At 68.6% G+C, this 13,476-nt stretch carries 15 protein-coding genes, 2 tRNA genes and 1 rRNA gene; 10 read left to right on the top strand and 8 right to left on the bottom strand.

Going from position 1 to position 13,476, the window contains the following annotated elements; genetic code table 11:
* Positions 1-6 precede the first annotated feature (6 nt).
* Entirely contained in the window at positions 7-477 is a 471-nt protein-coding gene (locus tag KBY67_RS02200) for a DUF1823 family protein (RefSeq protein WP_255108476.1), read from the bottom strand.
* A 4-nt stretch (positions 478-481) separates the two neighbouring features.
* On the opposite strand from KBY67_RS02200, the gene dusB reads away from it, so the two are divergent.
* Complete coding sequence (dusB, locus tag KBY67_RS02195) at positions 482-1,501, top strand: tRNA dihydrouridine synthase DusB (RefSeq protein WP_255108238.1); 1,020 nt, start codon at positions 482-484, stop codon at positions 1,499-1,501.
* Here the strand turns inward: dusB and KBY67_RS02190 are convergent.
* Positions 1,414-2,157 carry a DUF4079 domain-containing protein gene (locus tag KBY67_RS02190; protein WP_255108236.1) on the bottom strand — a complete coding sequence of 248 codons (744 nt, stop codon included), beginning with the start codon at positions 2,155-2,157 and terminating at the stop codon, positions 1,414-1,416. The genes dusB and KBY67_RS02190 overlap by 88 nt on opposite strands.
* On the bottom strand, positions 2,154-2,951 hold the full coding sequence (locus tag KBY67_RS02185) for an SAM-dependent methyltransferase (RefSeq protein WP_255108474.1): 798 nt from the start codon (positions 2,949-2,951) through the stop codon (positions 2,154-2,156). Before KBY67_RS02185 ends, KBY67_RS02190 begins: the two co-directional genes overlap by 4 nt.
* A gap of 135 nt (positions 2,952-3,086) precedes the next feature.
* On the opposite strand from KBY67_RS02185, the gene KBY67_RS02180 reads away from it, so the two are divergent.
* Positions 3,087-3,734 (top strand): acireductone dioxygenase, encoded by a 648-nt coding sequence (locus tag KBY67_RS02180; protein ID WP_255108234.1) that lies wholly within the window; start codon positions 3,087-3,089, stop codon positions 3,732-3,734.
* On the opposite strand, the gene KBY67_RS02175 is transcribed toward KBY67_RS02180, so the two are convergent.
* Both KBY67_RS02175 and aroQ read right to left on the bottom strand, forming a co-directional pair.
* Positions 3,652-4,248 carry a tRNA-(ms[2]io[6]A)-hydroxylase gene (locus KBY67_RS02175; RefSeq protein WP_255108472.1) on the bottom strand — a complete coding sequence of 199 codons (597 nt, stop codon included), beginning with the start codon at positions 4,246-4,248 and terminating at the stop codon, positions 3,652-3,654. The two genes, KBY67_RS02180 and KBY67_RS02175, sit on opposite strands and share 83 nt — an antisense overlap.
* Before the next feature lie 17 nt (positions 4,249-4,265).
* The gene (aroQ, locus tag KBY67_RS02170) at positions 4,266-4,706 is read right to left on the bottom strand and encodes a type II 3-dehydroquinate dehydratase (protein ID WP_255108233.1); all 441 of its coding nucleotides are present in this window, start codon (positions 4,704-4,706) and stop codon (positions 4,266-4,268) included.
* A gap of 37 nt (positions 4,707-4,743) precedes the next feature.
* Between aroQ and KBY67_RS02165 the strand changes: the two genes are divergently transcribed.
* The 4 genes from KBY67_RS02165 to KBY67_RS02150 all read left to right on the top strand — a co-directional run bounded on the left by KBY67_RS02165 (position 4,744) and on the right by KBY67_RS02150 (position 7,805).
* A tRNA-Tyr gene (locus KBY67_RS02165) sits at positions 4,744-4,825 on the top strand.
* A gap of 11 nt (positions 4,826-4,836) precedes the next feature.
* Positions 4,837-4,908: transfer RNA gene (locus KBY67_RS02160), tRNA-Thr, on the top strand.
* 214 nt (positions 4,909-5,122) lie between these two features.
* Entirely contained in the window at positions 5,123-6,529 is a 1,407-nt protein-coding gene (locus KBY67_RS02155; RefSeq protein WP_255108231.1) for an aldehyde dehydrogenase family protein, read from the top strand.
* A 79-nt stretch (positions 6,530-6,608) separates the two neighbouring features.
* Positions 6,609-7,805 (top strand): LysM domain-containing protein, encoded by a 1,197-nt coding sequence (locus KBY67_RS02150; RefSeq protein WP_255108228.1) that lies wholly within the window; start codon positions 6,609-6,611, stop codon positions 7,803-7,805.
* A 19-nt stretch (positions 7,806-7,824) separates the two neighbouring features.
* Here KBY67_RS02150 and KBY67_RS02145 read toward each other — a convergent pair whose 3' ends face one another.
* Together KBY67_RS02145 and KBY67_RS02140 are read right to left on the bottom strand one after the other, a co-directional pair.
* Positions 7,825-9,318 (bottom strand): ATP-dependent DNA helicase RecQ, encoded by a 1,494-nt coding sequence (locus tag KBY67_RS02145; protein WP_255108226.1) that lies wholly within the window; start codon positions 9,316-9,318, stop codon positions 7,825-7,827.
* A gap of 5 nt (positions 9,319-9,323) precedes the next feature.
* Positions 9,324-10,346 carry a hypothetical protein gene (locus KBY67_RS02140; RefSeq protein ID WP_255108224.1) on the bottom strand — a complete coding sequence of 341 codons (1,023 nt, stop codon included), beginning with the start codon at positions 10,344-10,346 and terminating at the stop codon, positions 9,324-9,326.
* A 135-nt stretch (positions 10,347-10,481) separates the two neighbouring features.
* Between KBY67_RS02140 and KBY67_RS02135 the strand changes: the two genes are divergently transcribed.
* The 4 genes from KBY67_RS02135 to mtnC all read left to right on the top strand — a co-directional run bounded on the left by KBY67_RS02135 (position 10,482) and on the right by mtnC (position 13,204).
* On the top strand, positions 10,482-10,691 hold the full coding sequence (locus KBY67_RS02135; RefSeq protein WP_255108222.1) for a photosystem I reaction center subunit IV: 210 nt from the start codon (positions 10,482-10,484) through the stop codon (positions 10,689-10,691).
* Between the two features lie 114 nt (positions 10,692-10,805).
* Positions 10,806-11,651, top strand: coding sequence for a DNA-formamidopyrimidine glycosylase (locus KBY67_RS02130; RefSeq protein WP_255108220.1), 846 nt, complete (start codon positions 10,806-10,808; stop codon positions 11,649-11,651).
* 90 nt (positions 11,652-11,741) lie between these two features.
* Positions 11,742-12,407 carry a methylthioribulose 1-phosphate dehydratase gene (gene mtnB / locus KBY67_RS02125; protein WP_255108469.1) on the top strand — a complete coding sequence of 222 codons (666 nt, stop codon included), beginning with the start codon at positions 11,742-11,744 and terminating at the stop codon, positions 12,405-12,407.
* Positions 12,404-13,204, top strand: coding sequence for an acireductone synthase (mtnC, locus tag KBY67_RS02120; RefSeq protein ID WP_255108218.1), 801 nt, complete (start codon positions 12,404-12,406; stop codon positions 13,202-13,204). Before mtnB ends, mtnC begins: the two co-directional genes overlap by 4 nt.
* A 158-nt stretch (positions 13,205-13,362) precedes the next feature.
* Here mtnC and rrf read toward each other — a convergent pair.
* Positions 13,363-13,476: ribosomal RNA gene (rrf, locus tag KBY67_RS02115) — 5S ribosomal RNA — on the bottom strand; the annotation flags it as partial.

The raw sequence follows: 13,476 nt of genomic DNA, 5'->3' as shown, positions 1-13,476 counted from the left end.
CAGTCTTTAATCCGCGGGCGACATCGCCTCCTGGGGCTCCGGCAACGGCCCCTGAGGAGGCAGCTCCTCGCCGCGGCTGGCCAGATCGGCCAGCAGCCAGCTCACGGCCGTGGCCCGGCGGGTGCGGCGCGGCACCAGCTCATCGATGCGGTAGCCGGCGAAACCCAGCTGGGTTTTGAGCAGCTGCTTGTGCTCGGCGGGGATGGAGCGGGTGAGGCGCACGCTGGGGGGGCGCTCGGCGATCAACTCCGGTGCCCGGGGGAAGGCTTCGGCCCAGGCGGGCGGCGTGGTGGGCCCCGCCAGCCAGATCGCCTCCTCCTCCTGGGGCCCGTAGCCCAGCCGCCGCCAGATCAGCTCACAGACGAAACGATCGCTGAGGCGATCGTCGAGGATCATCATCAAAAGGGCCCGGCTGAGTGGCTGGGGATCCGCTGCGCCCTGCGGCTGCGACGCTGACGACGCTGACGACGCTGACATGGTCATGGCTTCCAGCTCCCTCCACGATGCACCCCTGAGCCTGCCGGGTCGCGGCACGCCGAGGAGCCTGCGCTGCCGCGTGCTGCAGTCACCCCTGGCCGGAGTGAGCGACCGGATTTTTCGTGGCTTCGTGCGCCGCTGGGCACCCGATGCCCTGCTCTTCACCGAGATGGTGAATGCCACCAGCCTGGAGCTGGGTCACGGCGGCGACAAGCTGGCGGGCCTGGAGGCCGAGCGCGGCCCGATCGCCGTTCAGCTCTTCGACCACCGGCCCCTGGCGATGGCCGAGGCCGCCCGACGGGCCGAGGCGGCCGGCGCCTTCCTGATCGACATCAACATGGGCTGCCCGGTGCGCAAGATCGCCCGCAAGGGCGGCGGCAGCGGCCTGCTGCGCGACCCGGCCCTGGCCTGCCGCATCGTCGAGGCCGTGAGTGGGGCTGTGTCGCTGCCGGTCACCGTCAAGACGCGGCTGGGCTGGTGCGGCGACTCCTCCGATCCGGTGGGCTTCGCCCTGGCCTTGCAGGGGGCCGGAGCCCAGGCCCTCACCCTGCATGGCCGCACCCGTGAGCAGGGCTTCTCCGGTTCAGCCGACTGGGACGCCATCGCCCGGGTGAAGCGGGCCCTCTCCATTCCCCTGATCGCCAACGGCGACATCAGCGGCCCCGAGCAGGCCATCGAGTGCCTGGAGCGCACCGGCGCCGACGGCGTGATGGTGGGCCGGGGCACGCTGGGAGCCCCCTGGCTGGTGGGCCGCATCGATGCCGCCCTCAGCGGCCGGCCGATCCCGCCGCTGCCCGGTACACCCGAGCGGCTGGCCCTGGCGCGGGAGCACCTGGAGGCCCTGGTGGCGGCCCGGGGCGAGCAGGGGCTGCTGATCGCCCGCAAACACCTGGGCTGGACCTGCCAGGGGTTTGCGGGCGCCGCCAGCCTGCGCCATCAGCTGATGCGGGCCCCCAGCCCTGAGGCGGCGCTGGCGCTTTTAGCCGGGGCCGGGCAGACGCGCTTCTCGAAGTCGCAGGAGTAGATCGCCGGCTTCTGCCAGCTCACCGGGATCTCCAGCAGGTCGCGGCTGCCGGTGATCCCCTGAACCGCCAGCAGCACCGCCACCAGGATGTTCACGCTCACATGCAGGCGGCGCATCTTCAGGGAACGGAAGATCTCCGGCTTGGCCGACATCGAGAACAGCATCAGGCCGGTGAGCAGCACACCGCTCCAGTAATGAGACGCCCAGAACGACCCCTCGAAGGGGTTGTCGCTCAGACGCCAGATCTCCGGCTGGCTGCCCAGCCCCAGCAGACCCACCCAGGTGAGCAGCGCGAAGCTGGCCCGCAGGCTGCTGGTCTTCACCCGCCAGAGGGCCACCAGGCTGGCGAAGGTGCCCGTGCTCACCAGCAGCAGCAGGGCCAGGCGCTGGACGCCCCCCTCGAAGGCGGGCTCGGGGTTGATGAATTTATTGGTGAAGGAATAGATCAGGGCCACCAGCACCGCCACCACCATCCCGCCGGTGAGCCAGCGGCCGTGGTCGGCATGTTCCACCCCCACCGTGGGCGGCTGGGGGTGAATCTTCAGCCGACGCTCCCGGGCCAGGATTCCCAGTCGAATGGTCGCCCCCACCACCGGGTACACGAACAGGATCACCAGCACCGGGTGAAGCAGGGCGAACCAGTCGATTGGATTCATGGACCTCCAGGCGGTTCCTTCAGGCAAGCATCCTGACCCTGCTCCGCGCAGGCCGCCGCCGGCTCGGGGAGCACCTCAGGCCAGCCGCAGCGCACCAGCAGCAGCGAGAAGTAGGTGGCAGAGCCATCGCCATCCGGCGGCAGCGCCGAGGCGGGCGCCAGCAGCTGGTCGGGCCAGCCCACGCGCCGGGCAAAGAGGGCCCCCTCCAGCAGCCCGAGGCGCTCCAGCAGGGGCCGCACCCAGCTCCAGCGCTCGCCCAGCTTGAGCAGGGCCAGCACCGGCCTCTGGCCCTCCGGACAGGCCAGGGCCGTGTGCAGCAGCGCCTCCAGCTCGGCGGGCTGATCGGGGGTGGGCAGCACCTGCAGGGTCTGGCGCTGCAGGGCCAGGGGCCAGGTGCCCGCCGCCGCCGCCGCCGAGGCCGCCGTGATCCCGGGGATCAGGCGCAGCGGGCAGTGGGGATGGTGCTCCTGCAGGGCCAGCAGCACATAGGAGGCACTGGCGAACAGCGACACATCGCCCTCACAGAGCAGCACCACCCGCCGACCGGCGGCCACCTCCAGGGCCAGGGCGTCGGCGGCCAGGCGCCAGGCCAGGCGCCGCGGTGGCGCCTCGGCCACCATCGGGAAGAGCAAGGGCAGCCGCCGCTGCTGCGGCCTCAGCCAGGGAGCGGCGATCCTGGCGGCCATCCCCTCCGCCTCCAGCCGTGCCACCGGGTAAGCCACCACCTCAGCCGCCTGGATCGCCCTCACCGCCGCCACGGTGAGCAGATCGGGATCCCCGGGGCCCACCCCCACCAGCACCAGGCCCGCTGCGGAGGCGGACTCCTGCGGCGGGGTTGCATCAACGCGATCGATCACTGGGGTGCTTCCGGCGGCGCCTGCCAGCACGCTTTCTAAGCTGGGGCCAGATCCCATCGCCGCTGCGCCGCCGTGAGCCGCCTGCAGATCCACTCCGTTCATTCACCCGCGCCGGGCCCGCTCGCCCTGTCCGAGCCCCTGCTCAGCAGCGACGACGTCGCGGTGATCGCCGCCGAGCTGGCCGCCCGCGGCCTGAGTTTCGAGCGCTGGCCGGTCAAAAACGAGCTGACGGAGGACGCCGACCAGGAGTCCATCCTCAGGGCCTACGCCAGCGAGATCGTCCGCATCCAGGGCCAGGGCCGCTACCCCAGCGTCGATGCGATCCGGCTGGGCCCGGACCACCCGGATCGCCAGGCCCTGCGATTGAAGTTCCTGGCCGAGCACACCCACGCCGAAGACGAGGTGCGCTTCTTCGTGGAGGGGCAGGGCCTGTTCTGCCTGCACATCGGCGAGGAGGTGCTGCAGGTGCTCTGCACCAGGGGCGATCTGATCGCTGTTCCTGCCGGCACCCGCCACTGGTTCGACATGGGCGTTGCGCCCCGGTTCACGGCCCTGCGCTTCTTCGAGAATCCCGAGGGCTGGGTGGCCCACTTCACTGGCGACAGCATCGCCAGCCGCTTCCCCCTGCTCGACCCGCTCAGCTGTGCATCCGCGGCTGGGGGTGCAACCGGGCCAGCAGCTGGGCTTCCTCAGCGGCCAGCTGCTCCAGCCGCTCGCTGACCACGGGGCGAGGCCAGCGCCGCTCACAGAGCACCCAGTAGAGGCCGAAATGACGGGCCTCACTGGCCAGCAGATCCCCATAGAGCTCCTGCAGCTCCGGATCGGGGCTGTGGGCGGCCAGCAAGGCCATGCGCTCGTGGCTGCGGGCCTCGATCAGGCCGGCCACCAGAAAACTGTCGAGCATGCGCCCGGGTTCCTGGCGCCGCACCAGCTTGGCGAGAGCGGCGCCGTAGGGGGGAGCCGCCAGAGGGCACAGGGCCTGGCCCCGCCGCCCCAACAGAGCCAGCACTCGCTCGAAATGCTCCAGCTCCTCCCGCGCCAGGGGGCTGAGGGCCTCCGCCAGTGCCTCGTCGGAGGGGTAGCGGAACATCAGCTGCAGGGCCGCTCCGGCCGCCTTGCGCTCGCAATGGGCGTGATCAATCAGCAGCTCCAGCGGATGGGCCAGGGCCTGCTCCAGCCACTGGGGACCGCTGGGCGCCGCCAGCCAGCGCACCCGGGCCACCGGCGTTGCCATCGCCGCAGCTGGGGTGCTCACGAGCGGCTGCGCAGGTGATCCACCAGGCCTTCGAGCGCCAGCCGGTAGCTGGTGGCCCCGAAGCCACAGATCACGCCCACGGCCCGGTCGGCGAGAAGGGAGTGGTGGCGGAAGGGTTCGCGGGCATGGGTGTTGCTCAGGTGCAGTTCCACGTAGGGGATGGCCACGGCCAGCAGGGCATCGCGCAGGGCAATGGAGGTATGGGTGTAGGCGGCGGCATTGATCAGGATGCCGGAACTCTGGCCGCGGGCCGCCTGGATGCGGTCTACCAGCGCGCCCTCATGGTTGCTCTGGCACCAGGCCAGCTCCACGCCCAGGGCGACGGAGCGCTCGCTGAGGTCGTGGTGGATGGCCTCCAGGGTCCAGCTGCCGTAGAGCCCGGGCTCGCGGATGCCCAGCAGGTTCAGGTTGGGGCCATTGATGGCGAGCAGCTGCATGAGGGGGGTCGGCTGGTAAATTGTCGAGGTGTGGTTCGGGTCGGTGCCCGAGTGGTTAATGGGGGCGGACTGTAAATCCGCTGGCTCTGCCTACGTTGGTTCAAATCCAACCCGGCCCACCTTTCCACATGCCCTTGTAGCTCAGTGGTAGAGCACTCCCTTGGTAAGGGAGAGGTCACGAGTTCAAATCTCGTCAAGGGCTTTTCAACTCACCCTTTTCCATATTTTCTCCTCAGCTGATTCTTGCTGGCTGGTGGGGCAGCAGATGGCTCTCGTTTTTGCTGCCTAACACGGCTGATTCAGCCGTATCTGCTGAGTTCCAGCCTGGCCAAATCTCTCGATCAGCCTCTGTTTATGGCCACAATTGGTTTGGCTGACAGCATCAGTCTGTCCCTGCCGCCCTCGCCACCCCGTCGATGAGTCCGACCTCCCTCTCGATCGCTGCCCTGCGCGAAGCGGTGACCTCGGGCGCCACCCGCCCGATCGCCTGGCGGAGGGCCCAGCTCCAGCGCCTCGACACCCTGCTGGCCGAGAACGAGCCCGCCATCCTCGAAGCGCTGGCTGCAGATCTAGGCAAGCCGCCGGTGGAGGCCTACTTCGAGGTGGTGGCGGTGCGCCAGGAGCTCCGCCTGGCGCAGCAGATGCTGAAGCGCTGGATGGCGCCGCGGCCCGTTCCCCTGCCCCTCTCCCAGCGCCCCGGCCGCGCCGAGCTGGTGGCTGAACCGCTCGGTTGCGCGCTGATCATCGGTCCCTGGAACTATCCCTTCTCGCTCACCCTCCAGCCTTTGGTGAGCGCCCTGGCCGCAGGCAACACCGCTGTGCTCAAGCCCTCGGAGCAGGCGCCCCACACCTCCGCCCTGATCGCCCGGCTGGTGACCCTCCACCTGGATCCCAAGGTGGTGCTGGTGCGCGAAGGCGCCGCCGAGGTGGCCAGCGAGCTGCTGGAGATCCCCTTCGATCTCATCTTCTTCACCGGCGGCGGCCGCGTCGGCCGACTGGTGATGGCGGCAGCGGCCCGGCATCTCACCCCCGTCACCCTGGAGCTGGGGGGGCGCAGCCCCGCGATCGTGCTGGCTGATGCCGATCTAAGGGTCTCCGCCCGGCGGCTGGCCTGGGGCAAGGGGCTCAATGCCGGGCAGACCTGCATCGCCCCGGACCACCTGCTGGTGGAGGAGACGGTGCGGCCAGCCCTGATCGAGCGCCTGCGGGGCGAGTTCCAGAGGGCCTACGGCGACGATCCTCTCGCCTCCCCCGACCTCGCCCGCATCGTCAACCAGGCCCAGTTCGAGCGCCTGCTGGCCCTGCTGGAGGGCGCCCGACGGGATGGCCGGGTGCTCAGCGGCGGCCAGGTGGATCCCCAGACCCGCCGGATCGCGCCCACCCTGATCGCCTGCCACTCGGCCAGCGAACTGCTCAGTGGCCGCAGCAGCGATGATCCGCTCCTGGCCGGCGAGCTGTTCGGCCCTTTACTGCCGGTGGTCGGCATATCCGGCCTGGCCCAGGCGATTGAACTCATCCGCCAAGGGCCCAAGCCGCTGGCCCTCTACCTGTTCAGCCGCAGCCAGGCGGCCCAGGAGCAGGTGCTGGCCGGCACCAGTTCCGGCGGCGTCTGCATGAACGATGTGGTCATGCAGGTGGGGGTGCCGCAGCTGCCCTTCGGTGGCGTCGGCGAGAGTGGCATGGGCCGCTACCACGGCCAGGCCGGCTTTGACACCTTCTCGCACCTGCGCAGCGTGTTGAGCAGGCCCTTCCGCCTCGACCTTCCCTTCCGCTACCCGCCCTATGGCGAGCGGCTGGGCCTGATCAAACGGCTGCTGGGCTGACTTCCAGGGAACGGCGACTGGTGGGGGCTGGCGTTCTGAGGGGTTCTCCGTAAGGTTCACCCAGCCGAACGCGCCATCCATGCACAGCCCGCAGCCCTTGCGCCGTGCCCTGGCCGCCCTGGCCCTGTCCCTGGCTCTGATCCAGCCACTGCCCGGGTTGGCCGCCGGTCAGCACGTGGTGCAGTCGGGAGAGACCCTCTCGGAGATCGCCGATCGCTACGGCGTATCGGTGCAGAAGCTGATGCAACTCAACGGCATCAAGGATGCCGATCTGGTCGAGGCCGGCACCAAGCTCAAGCTTCCCGATGGGGCCAAGACAGCGCCGCGGGCCGGTTCGGGTTCCTCCGGGGCCGGCAGTCACACCGTGAGCGCCGGTGAAACCCTCTCGGAGATCGCTGATCGCTATGGGCTGTCGGTGCAGAAGCTGATGGAGCTCAATGGCCTCAAGGACGCCGACCTGCTGCAGGTGGGGCAACTCCTCAAGGTGCCCCAGGCGAAGAGCGCGTCAAAACCAGCCAAGCCAGCCAAGCCAGCGACCCCAGCCAAGCCTGCGGCCCCCGCTGCGGCGCGCGCGAAGGCCGGAGGAGTGCACGTGGTCAAAGCTGGTGAGACCCTCTCGGAGATCGCCGAGCGCTACGACGTGCCGGTGGCCCGGCTGGTGAGCCTGAACAAGCTGGAGAGCCCCGACAACCTGCAGGTGGGCACCAAGCTCAGCCTGGGCCCAGCCAGCGGGACCCCAGCCGCCAAGCCGGCAGCAGCCAAACCAACGGCCGCCAAACCAGCAGCTGCCAAACCAGCCGCCGCCAAGCCAGCCCAGGCCAAACCTGAGCCAAAACCAGCGCCGAATCCTCCCGAGCAAGCCGAGCAGCCCGCCCCAACCGTTGTCGCGCCTGCGGCCCAGGCCACGCCTGAACCCGAAGCCAAACCGGCCGTCACCCCTGCAGCAGCCGCTCCCAAACCAGTGGCGGCAGCACCGAAACCAGCCGCGGCCCCCGCCAAACCCCAACCCAAACCAGACCCCAACAACACCGCCCCCCCGGACTGGCGCACCTACGGCCCCCTGCAGGTGGATTTCTCCAACTGGCGGCCCATGGGCGGCAGCCAGGTGGCTCCAGCCCTCAACAGCAGCGGCCAGCCGGTGTTCGTGTCCGTCAACTGCGCCGCCCGCAAGATCAACGCCACCGGCGAAGCGGGCGGCTGGGGCAGCTGGGAGGACCCCAGCGCCGACTACGAGGAGCAGCTGATCAAAGACACCTGCAAGCTCAAAGCGGGTTGAGCCACGCCGCAGGCTGAAGTCAGGCCGCCCAGCGCAGGGGCCAGGGCTGGTTGAGGTAGTGGCGTCCGGCGCTGCGCAGCCAGAGCCTCTGGCTGCCGTCGTCGCTTTCGCTGATCAGCTCCTCCTGCACCAGGCGGCGGGTCAGCCAGCCCCAGCGCTGGCCATCGCCGGCATGGGCCTGCTCCAGGGCCTCGGCCAGGCGGCGCAGATCCACCCCGTCCTTCTGCGCCAGGACCTCCAGCACCCGCGCAGCGTCCAGCGACCAGTCGCTGATGGTGCAGGGCCGCTTGCAGACATCGCAGCGGCCGCAGGGCGGCACCAGTTCCCCCACTGCCAGCAGCAGGGCCTGCTCGCGGCAACCACTGCCCTCCGCCACCGCCTCCATCCGCCGCAGCTGCTGCTGGGCGATGTCGCGGCGCGGCCGCTCCTGGTCCTGCAGTTCCGGGCTCATCTGCCGGGCCGAGGCCCGCATCGCCCACCCCAGGGAAAGCCGATCGGCCGGATCGAACAGCACCTGGCAGCGGGCCGGCAGCCCGTCCCGGCCGGCCCGCCCCGACTCCTGCAGATAACCCTCGGCGCTGGCGGGCAGGTCGAGGTGCAGCACCAGGCCCACATCCGCACGGTCCACCCCCATCCCGAAGGCCACGGTGGCCACCAGCACCGGCTGAGGACTGTCCTGGAAATGCTCCAGGGCCAGGCGACGGCTCTCCGGGTCCATGCCCGCGTGATAGGCGATCGCCTCACGACCCGTGGCCGTGAGGCGGGCGGCCCAGTGCTCCACCGAGCGGCGGGTGCGCGCGTAGATCAGCACCGCCCCCCGGGCCTGCTCCAGCGCCCCCAGCACCAGGTCCAGGGGGTCCTCAGGGCGCCGCTGCATGGCATAAGTGAGGTTGGAGCGGCGGGCCGAGCGCACCTGCACCAACGGGCGGCGCAACTGCAGCAGGCGGATGATGTCGGCCCGCACCCGGGGGGCCGCCGTGGCGCTGAGGGCCACCAGGGGCACTCCGGGGCAGAGGCTGCGCAACTGTCCCAGCCGCCGGTAATCGGGGCGGAAGTCGTGGCCCCAGGCGCTGATGCAATGGGCTTCATCCACCGCCAGGGCCACCAGGCGCCCCTGCTCCAGCACCTCCTCCAGCAACTGGCGGGTGGCCTCGGCCTGCAGCCGCTCCGGCGCCAGGTAGAGCAGCCGCAGGCGATTCTCCTCCAATCGGCGCAGCAGGGCGCGGCGACTGGGCAGGTCCAGTCCCTGGTGCAGGCTGGCCGCCGGGATGCCCCGCCGCTGCAGCTGGATCACCTGGTCCTGCATCAGGGCCACCAAGGGCGACACCACCAGCACCAGGCCCTGCCGCACCAGTGCCGGCAACTGAAAGCACAACGACTTGCCGGCGCCGGTGGGCATCACCGCCAGACAGTCTTGGCCGGCCAGCAGCGCCTCCACCACCGGCCGCTGGCCGGGGCGGAAGGCGGTCCAACCGAAATGGCGGTGCAGCTCTGCTTCGAGCGGGTCCGTCATGGCGCTCAGGGCAGGGGCGGAGGCATCAGCTGGTCGGGGCTCTCCTCCACCAGTTGCAGGCGGATGCGCTTCCCCCCCGAAAGCTCCCCCAGGGAAACCCGCAAGGTGGTGCCGCTGAGGCTCTGTAAGGCGGTGAGCAGCTCGCGCAGATGGGGGGTGCTGCTGCCGCTCTCCACCCAGAGGCGCTCCTGCAACCCACCCAGGCGCCGCCAGCTGGTGTGCAGCTTGAGCACGGCGCTCTCCAACTGCTGGGCCTGGGCCACGGCATCGGCAAACAGGCCGAGGGCATCGAGCCGCTGGGCCTCCTGCAGGGCCTTCTCCAGGTTGAGGTCCCCATGCTGGAAGGCGCGCACGGCGAGGCCGGCCTCGGCCGCCTTGCTCAGCCAGCGGGCGGTGCTGGTCACATCCTTGATCCGCTCCAGCTCCGGTTCCTCGCGCAGGGCGCGGCGCAGATCGTCCTGCTGGGGTTCAGGCAGCTTGGCCAGCTCCCGCACCAGGGGGGCCACCACCCGGGGGGGGAGCAGATTCTCCTGGGTGCGCTGGCGGATCTCCTCGGGCAACAGCGGGCTGGTGGCGGCCGTGAATTCATCGCTGAGGCGCCGCACCTGCTTGCGGCTGATCTGCTGGCCCTCATTGGCGGCTTCGCTGATCATCAGCTGCACCTCGGGATCAGCCAGGGCAGTGTCGAGGAAGGCGCGTTTGGAGAAGTTGTTGACGCTCCCCTGCTCCAGCAGCCCGTCACCCACCAGGTTGTCGGCGGAATCGGCGAGCTGGATCAGGCTGTAGGCGCGGGTCTTGCTGATCTCTCGCTCCCGAAGCCACTGCAGGAAACCGGTGCCTCGGCCCTCTCCCCCCCGCTTCTCCCGGTCGCGCACCGCCCGCAGGATGCGCCCCCGCCAAATCTCCGTCTGCAGATCGAAACGGTCGCAGACAGCCCAGGCCTCCTCCAGGCGGGAGAGGAACTCCATGGTGCTGATGTCGTCGCGCTCCGGATCGGGCAGCTCCAGGCTGAGGACGGGTGCCTCCATCAACGATCCGTGGCGCAATCGCCGATGCTGCCACGCAGGGCCATGGCGGCGAACGACGAAACGTGACGCCCGTGGTTCAGCCCCCCTCCGGAGAAGGTATCTTCCGTCTGACAGTCACCCCACAACAGCGCAGCGATGGCGATCTCCCGCGGCGACAAGGTGCGCATCAAGCGGCCTGAGTCCTACTGGTTCAACGAAGTCGGCACCGTGGCGTCAGTCGACACCTCGGGCATCCGCTACCCCGTGGTGGTGCGCTTCGAGAAGGTCAACTACAGCGGCTACAGCGGCTCCGAAGGCGGCATCAACACCAACAATTTCGCCGAACGCGAACTCGAGACGGCCTGATCTCCAAAGCGATCCGCCATCCGCCTGGAGCTCAGCTTCGGGCGGATTTTTTTGTCTGCCTGAGCGCCGGCCCCTGCCTGCCAGGCTGCCTAGACCTGGATCGATGCTGAGCGGATGCCCGAGCTGCCTGAGGTGGAAACAGTGCGGCGCGGCCTGGAGCGCCAGCTCACGGCCTTCGAGATCGAGCAGGTCGAGGTACTCAGGCCACGGGCCATCGCCGCTCCAGAGGATGTGGATCAGTTCCAGGCCGGCCTGATCGGTTGCCGGGTGGGGAGCTGGAGCCGCCGGGGCAAATACCTGATGGCTGAGCTCAGCCGCGGCGGCCAGGGGGCAGGCCACTGGGGAGTGCATCTGCGCATGACCGGGCAGTTCCTCTGGCTGGAGGAGCCCCGTGACCCCTGCCCCTACACGCGGGTGCGCTGCTGGAGCGGTCAGGGTCAAGAACTGCGCTTCATCGATGTGCGCAGCTTCGGGCAGATGTGGTTCGTACCCCCAGGGGTTGCTTGCTCCAGTGTGATGACAGGCCTGCAGAAGCTGGGCCCTGAACCCTTCAGCGCGGCCTTCAGCGCCACCCACCTGCAGCAGAAACTGAAGGGCTCCGTGCGGCCGATCAAAACGGCTCTGCTGGATCAGGCGCTGGTGGCTGGGGTCGGCAACATCTACGCCGACGAATCTCTGTTCACCGCCGGTGTGGCCCCGCGGCGCCGCAGCGGCAGCCTCAGCCTCGCTGAGCTGGAGCGTCTGCGCGAGGCACTGATCGAGGTGCTCGAGATCAGCATCGGAGCGGGCGGCACCACCTTCAGCGACTTCCGCGATCTCAGCGGCACCAACGGCAACTACGGAGGCGTCGCCTCGGTGTACCGCCGTGGTGGTCAGCCCTGCCGGCGCTGCGGCCAACCGATCCAGCGCGAACGCCTGGGCGGCCGCAGCAGCCACTGGTGCCCCACCTGCCAGCACTGAACCTGCGAGGTGTGTCATCGCAGGGTAGTGATGGGCAAAGCGGTCGTGGAGGCGGTCGTGGAGGTGCGGGAAGATGGAACGATGTCGTTGATGGATCCGTTGGCCACATCCACGCCCGGAGAGCTGGCCAGGGCCCTGAGCGGCGTCATCGCAGCGATCCATGCCAGGGGATGGTGCGACGGCACGGGCGGAAATTTCAGCTGCGTGAGAGGCAGGGAGCCCCTGGAGCTGCTGATGGCCCCCAGCGGCGTTGACAAGGGCTCGATCCAGCCCCACGACCTGATCCTGGTGAATGGTGAAGCCGAGGTGATCGAGGGCAGTGGAGCCGCCAGCGCCGAAACCCTGTTGCACCTGGAAATTGTGAAGCGCACCGGGGCCGCAGCCGTGCTGCACACCCACTCCCAGGCCGCCACCCTGCTCTCCCGTCGTGCCCTGCAGGGTGCTGAAGCCTTGGACACGGACGCAGCCGTGCGGATTGAAGGATTGGAGATGCTTAAAGGCCTCGCGGGTCTGCGCAGCCACGACAGCTCCATCGCCATTCCCGTGCTGGCCAACGACCAGGATCTGAAACGGCTCAGCCAGGCCGCCTCACCACGCCTCGCAGAGGCACCCCACGGCCTACTTGTAGCCGGCCACGGGCTCTATGCCTGGGGCGACGATCTCTTCAGCGCCCGCCGCCATCTGGAAATTCTCGAATTCCTGCTGGAGCAGAGCTGGCGAGAGCTACTGCTGGCAACACGTCCCACCGGTCTATGACGCACCCAGCATCCACACCAGAAGCGGCCGCTGAAGAGGTCGGCGCTGAACTCAGCCATCTGACACTTGATGCAGATGTCAGCCATGTCCTGCTGGATATCGAAGGCACCACGTGCCCGGTGAGCTTCGTCGCCGACACACTTTTTCCCTATGCCAGAGCGCGACTGGAATCCTTCCTGCTGGAACATAGGCAGGATCCCCACCTCCAGCCATTGCTGGGTGAACTCAACAATGCCTGGCGTAACGACTGTCACAACGGTGACGGCGAGGCCATCGAGCCCGAGCCCCCCGACCTCCATCAACTCAGCGGTTTTCTGCGGCGTCTGATTGATGAAGACCGCAAGCTCACGGCCCTCAAGGATCTACAGGGTTTGATCTGGAAGGAGGGCTATCGCTCGGGGAGTCTGCAGTCTCCCCTATTTGCCGATGTGGCTCCCGCCCTAAAGCGTTGGCACGCGGCTGGACTTCGCCTGGCGGTCTACTCCTCAGGGTCGGTCGCTGCTCAGAAACTCCTCTATGGCCACAGCACGGCCGGAGACCTGCGAGAGCTGTTCTGTGGCTGGTTTGACACCCGCATCGGCCGCAAACAGGATCCAGCCAGTTACCTGAAGATCGCAGAATCCCTTGTCTCTCCACCAGCCAGAATCCTGTTCGTGAGCGACTCCCTCGCCGAACTGGATGCCGCCCATAGCAGCGGCCTCGCCGTGATCTTCAGCAACAGACCAGGCAATCCCGAGGAGGACCCGGGACTCCATTCCCAGCTCACCTCCTTAGAGCAGATTCAGTTCCCAGCCTGAGCGCAGCACGGCAGATGTACCAACCGGGCCGTGGAGCAGAACACAAGTTCCAGAGCACAAAAGGTCAGACCATAGGCACAAAAAAAGCCACCCAAAGGTGGCTTTTTCGGCTCTTCCCAACAGCGTTAGGATGAGGCTTGAGCGTTCAGATTGTTTTATCCTGGCATCGAGCTATTTTTGCAGGAAGCTACCCTCCAACTATCGTCGCCGCTACTGCGTTTCACAACCGAGTTCGAGATGGATCGGTGTGGGTCCACAGTGCCATGAACACC

Source organism: Synechococcus sp. RedBA-s, assembly GCF_024345495.1.
In the GTDB taxonomy this organism is placed as follows: domain Bacteria; phylum Cyanobacteriota; class Cyanobacteriia; order PCC-6307; family Cyanobiaceae; genus Regnicoccus_A.
This window is presented reverse-complemented; position numbering and strand designations above follow the sequence as displayed.

What these genes read in the sequence shown, in the direction of transcription:
- KBY67_RS02200 (WP_255108476.1), bottom strand. Translation starts at nt 477, where the DNA reads ATGTCAGCGTCGTCAGCGTCGTCAGCGTCGCAGCCGCAGGGCGCAGCG.
- dusB (WP_255108238.1), top strand. Translation starts at nt 482, where the DNA reads ATGGCTTCCAGCTCCCTCCACGATGCACCCCTGAGCCTGCCGGGTCGC.
- KBY67_RS02190 (WP_255108236.1), bottom strand. Translation starts at nt 2,157, where the DNA reads ATGAATCCAATCGACTGGTTCGCCCTGCTTCACCCGGTGCTGGTGATC.
- KBY67_RS02175 (WP_255108472.1), bottom strand. Translation starts at nt 4,248, where the DNA reads ATGGCAACGCCGGTGGCCCGGGTGCGCTGGCTGGCGGCGCCCAGCGGT.
- aroQ (WP_255108233.1), bottom strand. Translation starts at nt 4,706, where the DNA reads ATGCAGCTGCTCGCCATCAATGGCCCCAACCTGAACCTGCTGGGCATC.
- KBY67_RS02155 (WP_255108231.1), top strand. Translation starts at nt 5,123, where the DNA reads ATGAGTCCGACCTCCCTCTCGATCGCTGCCCTGCGCGAAGCGGTGACC.
- KBY67_RS02150 (WP_255108228.1), top strand. Translation starts at nt 6,609, where the DNA reads ATGCACAGCCCGCAGCCCTTGCGCCGTGCCCTGGCCGCCCTGGCCCTG.
- KBY67_RS02145 (WP_255108226.1), bottom strand. Translation starts at nt 9,318, where the DNA reads ATGACGGACCCGCTCGAAGCAGAGCTGCACCGCCATTTCGGTTGGACC.
- KBY67_RS02140 (WP_255108224.1), bottom strand. Translation starts at nt 10,346, where the DNA reads ATGGAGGCACCCGTCCTCAGCCTGGAGCTGCCCGATCCGGAGCGCGAC.
- KBY67_RS02135 (WP_255108222.1), top strand. Translation starts at nt 10,482, where the DNA reads ATGGCGATCTCCCGCGGCGACAAGGTGCGCATCAAGCGGCCTGAGTCC.
- KBY67_RS02130 (WP_255108220.1), top strand. Translation starts at nt 10,806, where the DNA reads ATGCCCGAGCTGCCTGAGGTGGAAACAGTGCGGCGCGGCCTGGAGCGC.
- mtnB (WP_255108469.1), top strand. Translation starts at nt 11,742, where the DNA reads ATGGATCCGTTGGCCACATCCACGCCCGGAGAGCTGGCCAGGGCCCTG.
- mtnC (WP_255108218.1), top strand. Translation starts at nt 12,404, where the DNA reads ATGACGCACCCAGCATCCACACCAGAAGCGGCCGCTGAAGAGGTCGGC.